Genomic DNA, 15,914 nt, shown 5'->3' with positions numbered 1-15,914 from the left:
CCATCTAAATCTAATGAGCCAAAGCGAGTTAATTTAGGTGGTGGTGAAAGGCGCACCACCACGAAGTGGTGGCTTTAATCAAATCCTTCCTGCTGAGCTAAATATTGCTTCACGATTTCAAGTGGTGCACCTCCGCAACTAACCAGACAATAACTTCTGCTGTAAAAAACTGGCTTCCAGTAAAACTCACCCAAGTGTTCGGAAAACTCCTTTCGCACAAGTCTTGATGTAGCAGTTTTTAAACTGTTCACCATTTTACTTGGTTGCATCTTGGGATTAGCAGAAATTAAAAGGTGAAGGTGATCTGGCTCACCATTGCACTCCAAAAGCTCACAATCCCAAGATTTTAACAACCTTTTGTACTGAGATTCTAAGTACGCGGCAACCTCTGGCGTGATACAGCGATGACGATATTTAGTTACAAGAACTAAATGATAGTGAATATTATAAACGCTGTGATACAGCGTATTTAGGGCTTGTTTTTTCATAACCACTAAATATAATTAGTTGTTATGAAAAAAGCAATCCGTAAAGTTACATATAAAATGAAATCATCAGTTTCTCAAGAAGAATCGCTGATGGATTTGTTTGTCCACCATCACCAGTTGTACAACTGGGCTTTACGTGATCGCATCGAAACATATCGTGATTCTAATTACAGTCTTAACTTTCACGAACAGTGCAAAATCAACACTCTGTGGCGTAATAATCGTAAAGCGCATGGCATTTTCAATGCTAATGCTCAGAGTGAGCAAGTCACATTAAAACGTGTTGCACTGGCTTTTGACGGTTTTTTTAGACGGCTCAAAAAAGGTGATAAGAAAGCTGGATTCCCACGTTTTAAACCATTTCAACGCTTTAAAGGTTGGGGCTACAAGGCTCATGGTGATGGTTGGAAGCTCAACCTGAAAGAAAAAAAGCATGGTGCTGTTTATTTGGCTGATGTTGGTATCGTTAAGATCCGAGGTAAAGCTAGAAACACAGGAGGCAAGCCGAAAACTGCCGAAATCATCCGAAAGAATGGTGAGTGGTTCATTTCAGTTTCAATGGAGTATGACACCATTGAGAGAAACTGTGGCACTAAAGCTGTTGGCTTGGATTGGGGTGTTTCTCATTACTTTTCGACTATCGATCAGGATGGTAATTTTGAGCAAGTCGAAAACCCCCGTTACCTCAGAAACAGCAAAGAGCGATTAACCTCTTTACAACGTGACCTCGCGTTAGCGAAAAAAGGCACTCGCACCCAGCGAAAATTAAAGCATCAAATTGCCAAACTCCACCAGAAAATCGCCCGTCAAAGACTCGATTTTACTCATAAAGAAACTGCAAAATTAGTTGAAGTGGCGGCATTGATCGCCACCGAAAAACTCACCGTTAAGAACATGACTCGTAGTGCCAAAGGTACTGTCGAGAAAAACGGAAAAATGGTGAAACAAAAGGCTGGTCTGAATCGGGAAATTCTGAACACCGCGCCAGCCATGACTCTTAATTTACTGCGATACAAAGCGGAAGAAGCTAGTAGCGAATTTGTTGAAGTACCAACAAAGCAAGTTAAGCCAAGTCAAACCTGCCCAGACTGCGGAGCTAAGAAGAAGAAATCCTTAGCAGACCGCTGGCACTCATGCGAATGTGGTTGTGAGAAGCCCCGCGATGTAGCCAGTGCGCAAGTTAACTTAAACTGGGCGTTAGGTATTCAGGCTGGGAACCAGCCTAAAAAGGTAGCTTAGGCTTTCTTTTTGAAACTCCTTCAAAACGCGCAGCGTTTAGTGGGAGTTGTTCATTTTACATACTAACGATGCCATTACTAGTGCAATGCGCCTTATAGATATGGGAGCTCCTGCCTATTTAGTCGCAAGCTCGTTGCGTGCCATTATTGCTCAGCGACTTGTTAGGCGTGTATGCAGCGATTGTAAATCGCCGTATCAACCAGATCATCAAGAAAACAGTTGGTTAAAGTACCTTGGCGAAAATACAACAGATACACAGTTTTATAAAGGACAAGGCTGTACTGCGTGTAATCATAGTGGTTATAGGGGGCGAGTAGGCATTTTTGAACTACTGGAAATGGATGATGCAATGATGGATGCCTTGCGTATTAATGACACGCAAGGCTTTGCTAAAGCGGCTAAAAATAGCGCTAACTTTATTCCGCTCTCTGCTATGGCACTTAATTATGCAAAACAAGGTATCACTTCTTTAGATGAAGTATTTAAGGTTGCAGAATACATCCCCGAAATAGTCGGAGGTGATGATGCAGCTATATAGCTATAAAGCAAAAGATGCCAAAGGAGTGTTAGTTAAAGGTCAGCTTGAAGCGAGTAGCCAGGCAGGCGTTGCTGATAACTTAATGAAGCGTCAATTTATTCCTATTTCAATTGCGCTGGTTGAAACTAAAAATAACATTAAAGTTTTTGACAATTTATTTAATGAAAAAATAGGCCTAGAAGACATGATTATGTTTTCTCGGCAAATGTATTAATTGTTAAAAGCGGGTATTCCTATTATTAGAGCCATGGTTGGTTTGGCGGATACCACCCAAAATAAAGCCTTTAAACAGGTGTTAATGGAAGTAACTAAGCAGCTAGAGCAAGGTCGTGACCTATCAAGCGCAATGTCGATGCACAATAAAGTATTTAGTCGTTTAACTATTTCTATGGTGATGGTTGGCGAAGGTGCAGGGCGTTTAGAAGATGCGTTTTATCAACTTGCTATCTATTTTGAAAAAGAACAAGAAACCCGCAAGCGTATAAAAGCGGCAATGCGTTATCCCACGTTTGTAATTTGTGCGTTGGTGGGAGCCATGATCATTTTAAATATTTTTGTTATTCCGACCTTTGCCAGCATGTTCGCTAAATTTAATGCTGATCTGCCTTTAATGACGCAAATATTAATAGCAACAAGCAACTTTTTTGTGAATTACTGGTGGTTATTAATTTTAATGCTGGTGGGCGCAATAATTGGCTTTAAGCGTTATTTAAATACCGTAACAGGGCGTTATAAGTGGGATAAATATAAGCTAAAAATTCCCTTTGTTGGCGATATTCTACAGCGTACTTTATTAGCACGTTATAGCCAATGTTTGGCAATGGTGCTGCGCTCTGGTGTGCCTATGACCACGGGGTTATCGCTCACTGCGCACGCTGTAGATAATAGTTATATGGAAAAAGCCATTATTACCATGCGCCAAGATATAGAAAAAGGCGACAGTTTACTCAGGGTTTCAAGAGCCAGTGAGTTATTTTCTCAACTTGTACTGCAAATGGTTGCTGTGGGCGAAGAAACAGGTCGAGTTGATGAGTTACTCCAAGAAGCCGCAGATTATTATGAGCGTGAAGTTGATTATGACTTACGCAGCTTAACCGCCAAAATAGAGCCTATATTAACGGTGTTTGTGGCAATTATGGTGCTTATTTTAGCTTTAGGTATTTTTATGCCGATGTGGAATATGATGTCAGCGATTAAAGGTAATTAAAGTGAAGACAATAATTACTCGCTCAAAAGGCTTTAGTTTATTTGAGTTGATAATTGTTGTTGTGTTACTGGCTGTAATTTTAAGTTTTGCTATACCTAGGTATATAGATATTAAAAATCAGGCACATAGTGCAAATGTTGATGCAGTAGCTACAAGCTTTATGTCAGCGGTAGGTTTGGTGCGCGGGCAATGGGAATTGAATGGGCGACCCAAGGGGTTATTAAATAAAACGTTTGTTAATTATGGAGGAGTAATTGTTGGTGTCGATGGATTGATGGGGACACCAACAAGTGATGAAACAGAAAAATGGGATACTCGGGCACATGCTATTAATGCAATTAAATGTCGCCAGGTGTTAAATGTAATTTTACAAAATGCACCCAGCAGCACACTAAATACTGAGGAGTTAAGTTTAAAAGAGGTTAGTTTTTTAGTTAGATATAACGCAGCTAATACGCAATGTATCTATTATTCAACGCACACTCTTAGTTCTCAAAACATACCTATAAATGGTGCAATAGCATCAGCAACAGTGGGTTTTTCGTACTTACCTAAAACAGGCAAAGTACATATATTTAAAAATTAAGTAATTATTAAAAAAGAGGCTTACTTATGAAAACACAATCATTAAAAAATCAACCTTTGAATAAGCAAGCAGGTTTTACGCTTGTTGAGTTAATTATTGTTATTGTTATTTTAGGAATTTTAGCAGTAGTAGCAGCACCGCGCTTTTTAAACCTGCAAGGTGATGCGAACGCATCTACGCTAGAAGGACTACAGGGATCAATTCGCAGTGGCATGAATATAGTTAACGGTAAGTCGATTATTGCCAGTGAGCAAAAAGAAGCGACAGCAACTGTTGCAGTAGATACTGGAGATGTAGCAACTGTATACGGTTACCCTGCAGCGACACAGGCAGCGTTTGAAGCATTTTTAGATGTAAAATTTGCGGCTGATAACACTGCCGATTTTAATCTTGTTGAAATTACAGCTGACAATAAAGTGATTATTTTCCCAAATAGTTATGTGCAAGCTGATGATTGTCGCATTGAATACACTCAAGCAACAGCTGCAGTTACAACAACAGCACCAATTAAAACAGTTGTTACAGCGCCTGTAGTTACTTTAGTGACAGATGGCTGTTAATTACATAAATGATCAGCAGTGGTAAGCAGCAGCGCGGTTTTACCCTCGTTGAATTAATTATTACTTTAATTATTTTGGGAATACTGCCGGTAACGGCAGTTCCCAAATTTTTAGGTAGTTCAACCGAGGATGCGTACTCGTATCGAGACCGCACATTAAATGCACTGCGAACAGTGCAGTTACGTGCCATGCAAAATACAGCGACCACAAGCTGTCATAAGCTTTACGTTACCGCTAGGTTAATTGCAGGACCAACACCCGATACCTGCTCAGGAGGGGCTGATATAAACAACAGTGAGCACCTAGTAATACAAATTAATAGCCAAAGAAGTGATATTACCTTTAACGCATTAGACAGTAACGGTAATGTGTTTACCCAAGTTAACTTTGATCCCCTTGGCAGGGTTGATCAAAACTGCACAACGCAATGTCGAATAGATATAGGGTTAGCCGCGGTATGCATTAGCGGTGAAGGGCTTATTTATGCCTGCCCTTAAACATAAGGGCTTTACCTTAATAGAGTTAATTGTTGGTATTGTGATGTTTGCAATTGCGCTGAGTATTATTACTGCACTTATTGCGCCTCAAGCTCAAAAAAGTGCTGAGCCTATTGTGGCATTACGTGCTTCGGAGTTTGGGCAATCACTCATGAACGAAATTCAAAGTAAATCGTTTGATCAGTACAGTGAGCGAAGCGCTCCTTTTAGGCGTTGCGGCGAAATATCTTTGGGCGCAAAGGCTTGTACCGCAGCGGCAGACTTAGGCCCAGATAATTCAGAAACACGTACCAGTTATAACGATGTTGACGACTATATAGCACTTACGGGGCAACCAATAACCAATAGTTTAGGTGTTTTATTACCGCAATATAGTGGCTTTAGTTTGGTTGTTAAAGTGCAGTACGACAGTGATTTTAATGATGCCACTAGTAATGATGGCAGCACTTTTAAGCGCATTACTATAGAGGTTACTTCACCTCTGGGTGAGGTATACGGCTTTAGTGCTTATAAAGGGAATTATTAATGCATAGCATAACGCGACAATACGCATTTACCTTAATTGAGCTATTACTGGTAATGGTAATTTTAGGTATTTTAGCCGTTAGTGCATTTTCGTTTATTGGCGCAGGTGTAAGTATTTACGCTCAAGGCGTGGAGCGTCAAGAAGCAGTAGCGCAAGCGCGGTTTTTAATAACACGCATTAGTAAAGAGCTACGCCATGCAACACCTAATTCACTTAGGTTAAGCTGTGATAACGACAGTAAAGGGGCGTGTAATACTCATCAGTGCCTTGAATTTACCCCTTTTTATCAGCTACTCATTATACTAATTATTTACCGACTACAGCCCCGTTTAATATTACCGCAGTTGATTTTGAGCTTAATAACTTAACTAAACCGCAAGCGGGTAACTGGGCAGCAGTTTATCCATTAAATAGCGATGATATATATAACGAAAACAATCATAAACGCTTACAAGTTTTAGCATTTAATAACACGGCAGGAAATGCTATTGATCAGTGGCAATTTAGTAAAGCATTTGCAGCAGAATCACCCAGTAAGCGATTATATTTATTAGCTGAACCAGTTAGTTTTTGCGTAGAAGGGCGGTTTTTATATCGCTATACAAATTATGCTTTTAATAGCGCCCAGTCAGATGCGCCTAGCTTACAAGTAACCCCCGGTGTTAAGCGAGATTTATTGGGGATTTATATTGCAAATAACCTAGCAAGCAACTTGTTTTTTACCATAGAGCCGGTGGCCTTACAGCGAAATGCTGTACTTAATGTTAATGCACAAATGCGCTTTAATGAAGCCGAGGTAATGAACTTTAACCATGAGGTGCATGTGCCAAATGTACCTTAATAATTATCAGCAAATTACCCGCTCACCCACAAAGCAACAAGGTAATTTAATTGTTGTGTGTTTAGTGATTATTGTTGCCTTATTAGCACTTGGCTTAGCATTAGTTAAAGTGCTGAGCGGGGCCGCGCAGCAAAATACTATAGAATATTATGGCGCGCGAGCATATATGGCGGCACAAAGTGGTTTAGAAAGCGGTTTAACCGAATTATTTCCGCTTAATAGCGCTGCACAAAATTGTGCCTTAGTTACTACAAGCCGAACCTTTAAAACAAATTACTTATCGTTTTGTGATGTATCTATTAGCTGTACAGAGTACCTGGATTTACCCGATAGCAGTGCGCGCTCGGGAACGGTTAATATTTATTATTTACAAAGTAGTGCTACTTGTGCGCCAATTGATTGCCCATTGGGGGATGCATGTAGAAAAGATTACTGGCAAACGCAACGCACATTAAGTGTAGAGGCTAAAACGTTACCATGATAAAAAATACTCTCGTGCTTATATGCTTAGCAGCATTTTTATTTAGTAATAACAGCAATGCTGCAGCACCTAAAATTGAAGGGCGTTTTATTGAATTACAAAATACCTACACATCACCGGTATGGACAAAGGTTAATTTCCAGCAGCAATATATAACTCCTCCAGCTGTTTTTATGCTTTCAACTAACCAAGGTGGTAACCCAGCAATTATTCGAGTTAAAAATATCACCACTACCGGGTTTGAAGCGCTTCCTTTGGAGCCCTCCGGTGAGGATGGTGCGCATATTAATATGGGCGCACATTATTTAGCGGTGTAATACGGGGTTCATGAGTTCCCCGACGGCACCATTATGGAAGTAGGGAGCACCGATTTACAGCTAGAGGTACAATATGGTGCCAAATCTGGTTTTTCTCCATTTACTCCAAAGGGCTATAAGCCGCTTACTTTTTCCCATTCGTTTACCCAGCGGCCAAATTTATTTCATTCACTACAAACGCTTAATAGTTTAGATAGTAACCCTCCAGCACAAGCTTTGGTGCCCTTTTTAACTATTGCGGTAGAAACAGCCTCGTTATCTACCAGCGGAGTAAATATTGCGCTAGAAGCTTCTGAAACGGCATTCGGTATAATTAAAAGCGAAAAAGTAGCATATTTAGCGGTAGAGCCCGGGGCTAATCGCTTATTCACAGATGATAATGACGTGGAAGTTATTTGGGAGAGCTTTTTTACTGGTTTTGCTGTAGATGGTTGGAACGATGGATGTAATTATTTTAATTTTATTAATCGTTATTCGCAATCGCCTTTAGTTGTTGCAAGTAAAAACTCGCGTGTAGGGGACGATGGTGGCTGGTTGCGAAGTTGTAACTTAAGAGCTAACCGAGTCGGGTTGGTGGTCGATGAAGACCGAGATGGCGATAATGAGCGCTCTCACCCTAAAGAAGAAGTATCTATTTTAGCCATGACTAGTTCGTTTGTTTCTAGCGGCGAAATTTTAAGTTGTGACACCTTATTTCCAGGCGCGCTATCTACTTATAATGATGGTTTGGTGCAGTTAGTCCAAGGCGTTAAAGTAACGGACAATAACGCGCAATTTATTACGACTACTAATTTAACGTCTTTGGCACTAACTGATCCTGCGTTATGTAACGCTCAAGCTTGTTTAGCAAGTGGCAATAACTCTTTAACACCTAGCCAGGCAGCTCAAGTACCTACAGTGGCTAACGATGGAAGCTCTGTGGCACCAGTACCAGCCTCTTTAGCAGGAGATTATTTTTATGATGAGTTGCAGCTTGCTATGCTGGAGGATCAATACAGAGTAACGGCTCCTACGCGTATTTTTTTAAAAAACACGAGTTCGTTACTCTCAACCTCATTTTTAAATATAGGTAAAACCAATATAGTAGTAGATTCGGGAGCGTATCTTGCTATTTATGTTGATGGTGCAATTGCGATTGCCGCCAATGCCAATATAGCTGCTTATATTGTTGCTACCGGCGAGGTAAGAATAGCGCAAAATGTAACATACGAAGGCTCTATTACCTCAGGCACACAAATTATTACCGAGGGTAGCTCTACTTTCGATGCCATATCAGTACCAGATAATATTCCAGGCTTTTGTGGTATTTATAAACCTATATTGCTAGATCATTATCGAATATCAATGAGTGATAACCAAGGACTGACTTGCCAAGCTAAAGATATGGCTTTAACCGCCTGCGCAAATGATACTTGCGATGTTTTGTTTGATCAGCCATCAAGCTTAAATTTATCGCCAGATAATAGTGGTAAGCAGAGCTGGGTAACCGGTGAGAACATCAGCTTTACTGGTACTACTAATATACAGTTTGCAAAACGTACCACTGGCAGTGCCACAATTGGTTATAACACAGCAGATCCATCTGCGCCGTTACGTTGTTATATTGGCGGTAAAAATGTTGGTTTAAGTGGCTGTAAAGTGGTGTTTTCGGACGCGGGTTTTATTTTTAAAAATGAAAGCGATAACAATACAACAATTCCTACCCAACTATCAGGTAAACCTTCAAATACAGGATTTAATGCAAAAGCATTAGCAATTCAAGCTGTAAAAACGAATACCGCCACGGGGGCGTGTGAAGCAGCGTTTCCTGTGGGGGCAGAAGTTGCTTTAGATTTAGCCTATACCTGTAGCGCAGGAGTAAGTTGCTCTGATCCAGTGCAGCTTAGCAATAATAATAAAGTATACGCGATTGAACAAAGTTATAAATCAGTGCCATTACAGTTTGATGATGAGTCTAAAGCGCAAATAGTAATAAATTACCCCGATGCAGCACAGCTTAGCCTTAATGCTAAAACTAATTTAATACTGGATCCGATTACTAACTTGTCGGTTAATTTAACCGGTAGCTCTAACGAGTATGTAGTAAAACCTTTTGGCTTGGCTATGAGCTTACCCAATGATGGGTTTGCAACAGATGCCGCGGGTAGCTTGTTTAAATTAACCGGAGAGACATTTGATTTAAAAATGAATGCGGTGCAATGGCGTGAAGGTCAAGATAACAACAATGATGGCTACCCCGATAACTACAGTGAGATTACTAACAACCCTATTGCTAAACATTTTATTAATGAGCAACCTTTAGTAACAGCGCAATTAAAGCTGCCCATAGCAGGTATTTCTGGAACACTTGCAGTCGTCAATACTGTTGCATTTAAAGATACAGGTAGTTTAAGTGAGTCAATTTCACAATATAGTTATGACCAAGTAGGGATTATTGATTTAATTGCTGGGCTAAACGATGGCGATTACTTTGGTGCGGGTGATGTTAAAGGCGAGCTTTATAATGTAGGCCGTTTTGCGCCATCGCAATTTAAAATAATAGGAGTGCAAGCTGCGGCCCAGTGTACTGATTATGGGAGTAATTTAACCTACCTCGAACAGCCATTTGAACTTGGCTTTACAGTGCAAGCACAAAACCAAAATAATCAGCTAATGAGTAATTACAGGGCTGGGTTTGATAAGTCGGTAGTGCAAGTTGGTGCTGAAAATAATGAAGCGGGTAATTACGTGCCAGCAAGTAGCTTTGCCAGTCGCCTAGTTAATTTAGGTGAAAACAATTGGGGCGATACCAATGACGGGCAATGGCAGATGAATCAAAGCAATGTTACCTTAAAAAGGCTAGGAGTTGATCAACCCGATGGCCCATTTGCTATGGTTAATTTAATGGCCACACTTACAAATATTGAGCGCGCTACATTAATTGATGCAAACGACAGCCCTAATACACAGGTAACCTGTAGCACTAATTGCAACAGCGTACGACTAAACAGTGTGCCTATTGAGTTTAGGTTTGGCCGCTTAGTGTTAGGTAATAATGCAGGCTCAGATTTAGATCGATTACTCATCCCCATGGAGTCTCAATATTGGGATGGCAATGGGTTTGTAGTAAACAGCAATGACAACTGTAGTGTATTTCAACACCCTAAATTAAGCCAAGTATTGCCAGCTAGCCCAGTATTAACATATGAGTATGGTAATGGTGCAGCAGGGAAGTTAGAGGCGGGAGGATATCCAGTAAATAACGGTATTTATGCAAAGCCTAATGGCTCAGGAACATTCACTTTAGAATATAATACCTATGACTGGCTAAAATGGGATTGGCAAGGTGACCAATCTCAGCTGAATCCTTATGCTATTTTACAATTTGGCCACTTTCGAGGGAATGATCGGGTTATTTACTGGCGTGAAACACGTGAATAGTTGTAAACTTAGATAATAATTGAACAAAGCTTGTGTTTTGTGCTTCAAGTACATAGCATAAGGCTTTATTTTAGAAAAATAATAACGACCAAATAATTGCCGCTTTTTGGGACTGAATATATGCGAATTACTCCTTTATCTCTGTTAATTTCAGCTAGTTTGTTGGCTAGTAGTGCATTTGCACAAGACACAGCAACAGTAACTGGAATTGAATCTGAGATTAGTACAAAACAGATCGACTATGACAAATCTACAACAATACTTGATAAACATTTAAAAGAAGAAAGCCAACTGCAAACCCAGTTGCAACTTTTGCGTTCACGTTCAACCGAGTTAGATAAAGAAAAAAACCAAGCACTCGACGCGATGAATGAAATGTACCGTCGTTTAATTGATGATCCTAGCATTGATATAACCGCTGCTCAGGCGCGTTATCAAAAAGCTGTGGCCGATCACAAGCAAAATAAAGATGATATTTCTATGCAGTTGGCGGCAATTGCATCCCACCGTAAAGACATTGAGCAAATTCGTGTGGCTAAACACACGCTTTTAAACACTTTAGAGAGCTTAAAAGAGCAGTTAACTACCGCCAGAGTAGAGCGTTTACGTAACGAATTTACCCGCGAAGGCACGTTAGAGGTTAATCACACAATTAATTGTAAGCGTACCGAAACACTTGCAGCGTGTGAGCAACGCGGACAGCAAATGGGGTTACAAAAAGCGACTAAGCGTTTTGTTGACCAAATATTTGCTAACTTAACTGAAGAGCGTTTAGTTGAACCCAAACGTAATTTGGCCGGTGCTCAGGTACAAATTTTAAGTAGTCATGTGGTAAAAAGTGCATTTAGTGGCCAAGGCAATTATAACGTTAATTTAAGCGTTACTATGCGTGGTGAAGTTAACAGTAGCCGTTTATGTAACTTATTAAGCATTGATAACCGCTACTGCTCTGAGTACGGCACGCCCATGGCGGCAACATATCAGCCTACTTACAGCACAACTTTTTCAGATAGTCAGTTAACATTCAGTAAGCACGCGGATAATGGCAACGTTTCGGCGGCTCGTTTAAACGAGCAACCAGTGCGTGATTATGCAGTAAAGCCTATGGTAACAAACAGCTCGGTTATTGCTAATAACGATAAAAACCAAGCAGTAGAATTAACGCTACGCTCAAACGTATACGACGACGAAGTGTTTATTGATGGGGTTAGCTTTGGCTCAACCCGCTTAGTAACCCGCTTACCGCGAGGTGTGCACAATATTGAAGTGCGCAAGCTTGGTTATAAACCTTATCAGGTACGTGTTGATTTAAATAAAGCACAAACCGTGCATGCCAACTTAGTAAAAAAGCCAGAGTCGATTGCTGCACCGACATACACGCGTGAGCAACCTGAGCAAACAACTCGTAAAGTGAGTGACAACATCAGCGTATTAAACGCTAATGTAAAAACTTCAGTAGTTGTTATTCCGGCAGGTAAATTTAAAATGGGCGATATTAATGGCAATGGTTTAGCCAATGAGCGCCCAGTTGTTGAAAAAGTAATTGCCAACTCTTTTGCTATGCAAAGCAAAGAAGTGACAGTAGGTGAGTATGAGCAGTTTGCTGCTAATACAGGCTACAAAACCCAAGCCGAGCAAGGTAAAGGCTGCGCCTATTATTTAAATGGCGAACCCGTATGGGAAGCTAATTTAAATTGGCGTAATCCTGGGTTTGAGCAAACAAGTGATTTTCCGGCTGTTTGTTTAACTTATAGCGACGCTAAAGCGTATGCTGATTGGTTGTCAGGGCAAACAGGTCAACAGTTTCGTTTACCTAATGAGGTTGAGTGGGAATACGCTGCACGCGCAGGTAGTCAAACAGAATACCCTTGGGGTAACGATATTGGTAAAAATTTAGCGAATTGTGGCTGGTGTGGTAGTCAATGGTCAAACAAGAGTGCTGCACCGGTAGGATCATTTTCTCCTAATGCATTTGGTTTATACGATACCGTAGGCAATGTATGGGAATGGACTAACAAAAACTCGGGTGAGTCGGATGTTGCGGTTAGAGGTGGAGCGTGGAATTTTGCGCCTAGCCTTGCACGTGCCTCAACGCGATTAATATTAGCGCCCGACTTTAGAGCTAACTACATAGGTTTTCGCTTAGTTCGCGAACGATAAATAGGAAGCTTTGCTTCCTTTTTTAACTAAATTACAAAGGCAGCTGTGCTTAATATCGCTCATTATATTAGCGTATTAAAGTGAAAGCAGCTTAAATAAGAACGTATTTCAAAGGTCATCCAGCCTCATGTTTAAAAAACTCCGTGGTATTTTTTCAAACGATCTATCGATCGACTTGGGTACAGACAATACCCTCATTTATGTAAAAGAAGAAGGCATAGTACTTAACGAACCATCAGTGGTTGCTATTCGTCAAGAGCGTGCTGGTGGGCCTAAAAGCGTTGCTTCAGTAGGTACTGAAGCAAAGCAGATGTTAGGCCGTACGCCTGGTAACATTAAAGCTATTCGACCAATGAAAGACGGCGTAATTGCCGATTTTTATGTTACCGAAAAAATGTTACAGCATTTTATTAAGCAAGTGCATAACAATAACTTTATGCGTCCAAGTCCACGTGTACTTATATGTGTGCCTTGTGGTGCAACCCAAGTAGAAAAACGTGCAATACGTGAATCTGCAATGGGAGCGGGTGCTCGCGAAGTGTATTTAATTGAAGAGCCAATGGCTGCGGCAATTGGTGCAGGTTTACCGGTATCAGAAGCCACAGGTTCTATGGTTGTTGATATTGGTGGCGGTACTACCGAAGTGGCTATTATTTCGTTAAACGGCGTAGTTTACTCCTCGTCGGTACGTATTGGTGGCGATAAGTTTGACGAGGCAATTATTAATTATGTGCGTCGTAACTTTGGTAGCCTAATAGGCGAAGCTACTGCTGAAAATATTAAGCATCAAATTGGTTCTGCTTTTAAAACCGATGAACCAATCGAAATTGAAGTGCGTGGCCGTAATTTAGCCGAAGGCGTACCGCGCTCATTTATATTAAACTCGCACGAAATTCTTGAAGCGCTACAAGAGCCATTAATGGGAATTGTTAGTGCTGTAATGGTTGCCCTTGAGCAATCACCGCCAGAGCTAGCGTCAGATATTTCAGCGCACGGTATGGTGTTAACCGGTGGTGGTGCATTACTAAAAGATTTAGATCGTTTATTAATGGAAGAGACTGGTATTCCAGTTGTGGTTGCTGATGATCCGCTTACATGTGTTGCCCGTGGTGGTGGTAAAGCGCTTGAAATGATAGACGTGCACGGCGGTGATGTATTTAGTTACGACTAATGAAATCAATGTTTGCACAAACCGTTTCCTTGCAACTGCGACTCTTTGTCGCAGTGCTTTTGAGTGTCATACTGATTATTGGCGATAAGTACACCGAAGGTGGAACAAACGTTCGTACTAGTTTAAATACACTGGTTAGCCCATTAATTTATGTGGCTAATTTACCCTACGAAGTATTTAGCTTTGGTGCAAAAAGCTTACATACCCGCGATCAATTACTTACCGAAAATGAAGCGCTGAAAAAAAAGCAAATGCTGCAAAGCGAGCAGCTACAGCAGTACCAGTTTTTGAGCAGAGAGAATCAAAAATTGCGCGCCTTATTAGGCTCATCGGCTAAACCGTCAAATCGTAAAATTATTGCGCAAGTACTGTCAGTTCATTCAAACCCGTATAGCCATCAAGTTGTTATAAACCGAGGAACCACCAATGGACTTAGCGAAAGCCAAGCCGTAATTGATGATATGGGTGTAGTAGGGCAGCTTACCAAAGTAGGCTCAACCACCTCACGCGTGTTATTAATGACCGACACTACCCACGCTACGCCGGTACGTATTTTACGTAACGATGTGCGTACAGTGGTTGAAGGCATAGGTAAAATTAATGTTGTTAAACTCTCTCATGTACCGCATAGCCTAGATGTACGTATTGGCGATGTATTAGTGACCTCAGGTCTTGGAGGCATCTTTCCGGAGGGCTACCCAGTTGCCGTAGTTACTGAAATAAATCGCGATGAAGGCCAGCCGTTTGCACAAGTTTATGCAGAACCCATAGCGCAGCTAGATCGTATTAGATTATTAGTAGTGCTGTGGCGAAATCAACAGGAGCAGGTTAGCGATGATTAATCGTTATTCGTTGTTAATTGCACTGAGCATTTTTTTTGCGTTAGTAATGGCTTTGATGCCGTTACCGTTTTCGTTTGAGCCCTTTCGTCCTGACTGGGTGCTATTGGTATTAATGTATTGGTCACTTGCTGTGCCACATCGTTTAAATATAGGCACCGCATGGATTGTAGGCTTATTAATAGATTTAGCTTCTGGTTCGCCGCTAGGGGTTAATTCACTTACTTATTCAATCTGTATTTTTGTTACCGCCAGTAATTTTCAAAAAATCCGTAACTTTTCGCTATGGCAACAAAGCTTATTAATTGGCTTATTTTTAACTCTCTATCACTTAATGCAGTTTTGGCTAAATCACTTTTTATTGGGTGTGTACTTTAGCCCGCAATACTTATGGCCTGTGCTTACAGGTATGTTGAGTTGGGTATGGGTGTTTTTATTACTGCGTAAATACCGTAGACATTTTAGGATCAGATAATGACCAACGCCGTATACTTGGCATCTGCCTCGCCTCGCCGTAAAGAGCTTTTAACGCAACTAGGAATCGAATTTACACAGTTTAGTGTTGATGCCGACGAGAGCCAACTCCCTAATGAACTACCTTATGATTATGTAGAGCGCTTAGCGCGTTTAAAGGCGCAGTCGGGTGTAGCACTTGGTTATACCGATCGTCCAGTGCTAGGCAGCGATACCGTAGTGGTTATTGACAATCAATCGCTAGGTAAGCCTTGTGATGAAAATGACTTTACCCATACATTAAAGCGCTTGTCGGGCAATACTCACCAGGTATTAACCGCGGTTGCTTTTGCAACAACAGATAAGGTGCTTAGCTGCGTAGTAAGTACTAATGTTACTTTTAAAACCCTCAGCGATGATGAAATACATACCTACTGGCAAAGTGGCGAGCCACAAGATAAAGCAGGAGGATATGGTATTCAAGGCTTAGGCGGTCGATTTGTTACTCATATTTCGGGTAGCTATTTTGCTGTAGTAGGCTTACCTTTATACGAGACCGAACAATTATTACAAACATTCTTAAGAGGCTAG

The 15,914-nt window shown here is 41.0% G+C and carries 16 protein-coding genes and 2 pseudogenes; 17 read left to right on the top strand and 1 reads right to left on the bottom strand.

The genetic code is table 11. The features are described 5' to 3' along the window. Window positions 1–74: 74 nt before the first annotated feature. Window positions 75–488 carry an IS200/IS605 family transposase gene (gene tnpA / locus PNIG_RS14885; RefSeq protein WP_036932744.1) on the bottom strand — a complete coding sequence of 138 codons (414 nt, stop codon included), beginning with the start codon at window positions 486–488 and terminating at the stop codon, window positions 75–77. 24 nt (window positions 489–512) lie between these two features. On the opposite strand from tnpA, the gene PNIG_RS14880 reads away from it, so the two are divergent. The 17 genes and pseudogenes from PNIG_RS14880 to PNIG_RS14810 all read left to right on the top strand — a co-directional run bounded on the left by PNIG_RS14880 (window position 513) and on the right by PNIG_RS14810 (window position 15,914). Continuing rightward, complete coding sequence (locus PNIG_RS14880) at window positions 513–1,727, top strand: RNA-guided endonuclease InsQ/TnpB family protein (RefSeq protein WP_024605726.1); 1,215 nt, start codon at window positions 513–515, stop codon at window positions 1,725–1,727. A gap of 46 nt (window positions 1,728–1,773) precedes the next feature. Then, window positions 1,774–2,265 (top strand): annotated as a pseudogene (locus tag PNIG_RS14875) (GspE/PulE family protein); the annotation flags it as partial. Continuing rightward, window positions 2,252–3,472 (top strand): annotated as a pseudogene (locus PNIG_RS14870) (type II secretion system F family protein). The pseudogenes PNIG_RS14875 and PNIG_RS14870, both read left to right, overlap by 14 nt. 1 nt (window position 3,473) lies before the next feature. Further along, on the top strand, window positions 3,474–4,058 hold the full coding sequence (locus PNIG_RS14865; protein ID WP_011329335.1) for a pilus assembly FimT family protein: 585 nt from the start codon (window positions 3,474–3,476) through the stop codon (window positions 4,056–4,058). Between the two features lie 26 nt (window positions 4,059–4,084). Beyond that, on the top strand, window positions 4,085–4,618 hold the full coding sequence (locus PNIG_RS14860; RefSeq protein WP_089368790.1) for a prepilin-type N-terminal cleavage/methylation domain-containing protein: 534 nt from the start codon (window positions 4,085–4,087) through the stop codon (window positions 4,616–4,618). A gap of 8 nt (window positions 4,619–4,626) precedes the next feature. Then, window positions 4,627–5,115: a prepilin-type N-terminal cleavage/methylation domain-containing protein gene (locus PNIG_RS14855; protein WP_089368789.1), complete on the top strand. Its 489-nt coding sequence runs from the start codon at window positions 4,627–4,629 to the stop codon at window positions 5,113–5,115. After that, window positions 5,102–5,641: a prepilin-type N-terminal cleavage/methylation domain-containing protein gene (locus PNIG_RS14850; RefSeq protein ID WP_089368788.1), complete on the top strand. Its 540-nt coding sequence runs from the start codon at window positions 5,102–5,104 to the stop codon at window positions 5,639–5,641. The genes PNIG_RS14855 and PNIG_RS14850 overlap by 14 nt, the downstream gene beginning before the upstream one ends. Continuing rightward, window positions 5,641–6,009: a PulJ/GspJ family protein gene (locus PNIG_RS20220; protein ID WP_244181046.1), complete on the top strand. Its 369-nt coding sequence runs from the start codon at window positions 5,641–5,643 to the stop codon at window positions 6,007–6,009. Before PNIG_RS14850 ends, PNIG_RS20220 begins: the two co-directional genes overlap by 1 nt. 308 nt (window positions 6,010–6,317) lie before the next feature. Continuing rightward, window positions 6,318–6,482 carry a hypothetical protein gene (locus PNIG_RS20215; protein ID WP_231617918.1) on the top strand — a complete coding sequence of 55 codons (165 nt, stop codon included), beginning with the start codon at window positions 6,318–6,320 and terminating at the stop codon, window positions 6,480–6,482. Beyond that, a complete protein-coding gene (locus tag PNIG_RS14840) occupies window positions 6,472–6,963 on the top strand; it encodes an agglutinin biogenesis protein MshP (protein ID WP_231617917.1) in 492 nt (163 codons plus the stop codon). Before PNIG_RS20215 ends, PNIG_RS14840 begins: the two co-directional genes overlap by 11 nt. After that, window positions 6,960–7,280: an H-type lectin domain-containing protein gene (locus tag PNIG_RS20210; RefSeq protein ID WP_244181045.1), complete on the top strand. Its 321-nt coding sequence runs from the start codon at window positions 6,960–6,962 to the stop codon at window positions 7,278–7,280. The genes PNIG_RS14840 and PNIG_RS20210 overlap by 4 nt, the downstream gene beginning before the upstream one ends. Before the next feature lie 33 nt (window positions 7,281–7,313). After that, entirely contained in the window at window positions 7,314–10,700 is a 3,387-nt protein-coding gene (locus PNIG_RS14835; RefSeq protein ID WP_244181044.1) for a DUF6701 domain-containing protein, read from the top strand. A 120-nt stretch (window positions 10,701–10,820) separates the two neighbouring features. Next, entirely contained in the window at window positions 10,821–12,860 is a 2,040-nt protein-coding gene (locus PNIG_RS14830) for an SUMF1/EgtB/PvdO family nonheme iron enzyme (RefSeq protein ID WP_089368786.1), read from the top strand. Between the two features lie 127 nt (window positions 12,861–12,987). Beyond that, window positions 12,988–14,031, top strand: coding sequence for a rod shape-determining protein (locus PNIG_RS14825; protein ID WP_089368785.1), 1,044 nt, complete (start codon window positions 12,988–12,990; stop codon window positions 14,029–14,031). Beyond that, entirely contained in the window at window positions 14,031–14,873 is an 843-nt protein-coding gene (mreC, locus tag PNIG_RS14820; protein ID WP_172459221.1) for a rod shape-determining protein MreC, read from the top strand. Before PNIG_RS14825 ends, mreC begins: the two co-directional genes overlap by 1 nt. Beyond that, complete coding sequence (mreD, locus tag PNIG_RS14815) at window positions 14,866–15,345, top strand: rod shape-determining protein MreD (protein ID WP_089368784.1); 480 nt, start codon at window positions 14,866–14,868, stop codon at window positions 15,343–15,345. The genes mreC and mreD overlap by 8 nt, the downstream gene beginning before the upstream one ends. Next, entirely contained in the window at window positions 15,345–15,914 is a 570-nt protein-coding gene (locus PNIG_RS14810; protein WP_011329324.1) for a Maf family protein, read from the top strand. Before mreD ends, PNIG_RS14810 begins: the two co-directional genes overlap by 1 nt.

The organism is Pseudoalteromonas nigrifaciens, from assembly GCF_002221505.1.
Lineage (GTDB): Bacteria > Pseudomonadota > Gammaproteobacteria > Enterobacterales > Alteromonadaceae > Pseudoalteromonas > Pseudoalteromonas nigrifaciens.
The sequence above is the reverse complement of the archived record's forward strand: the minus strand, read 5'-3'. Positions and strand labels throughout refer to the sequence as shown.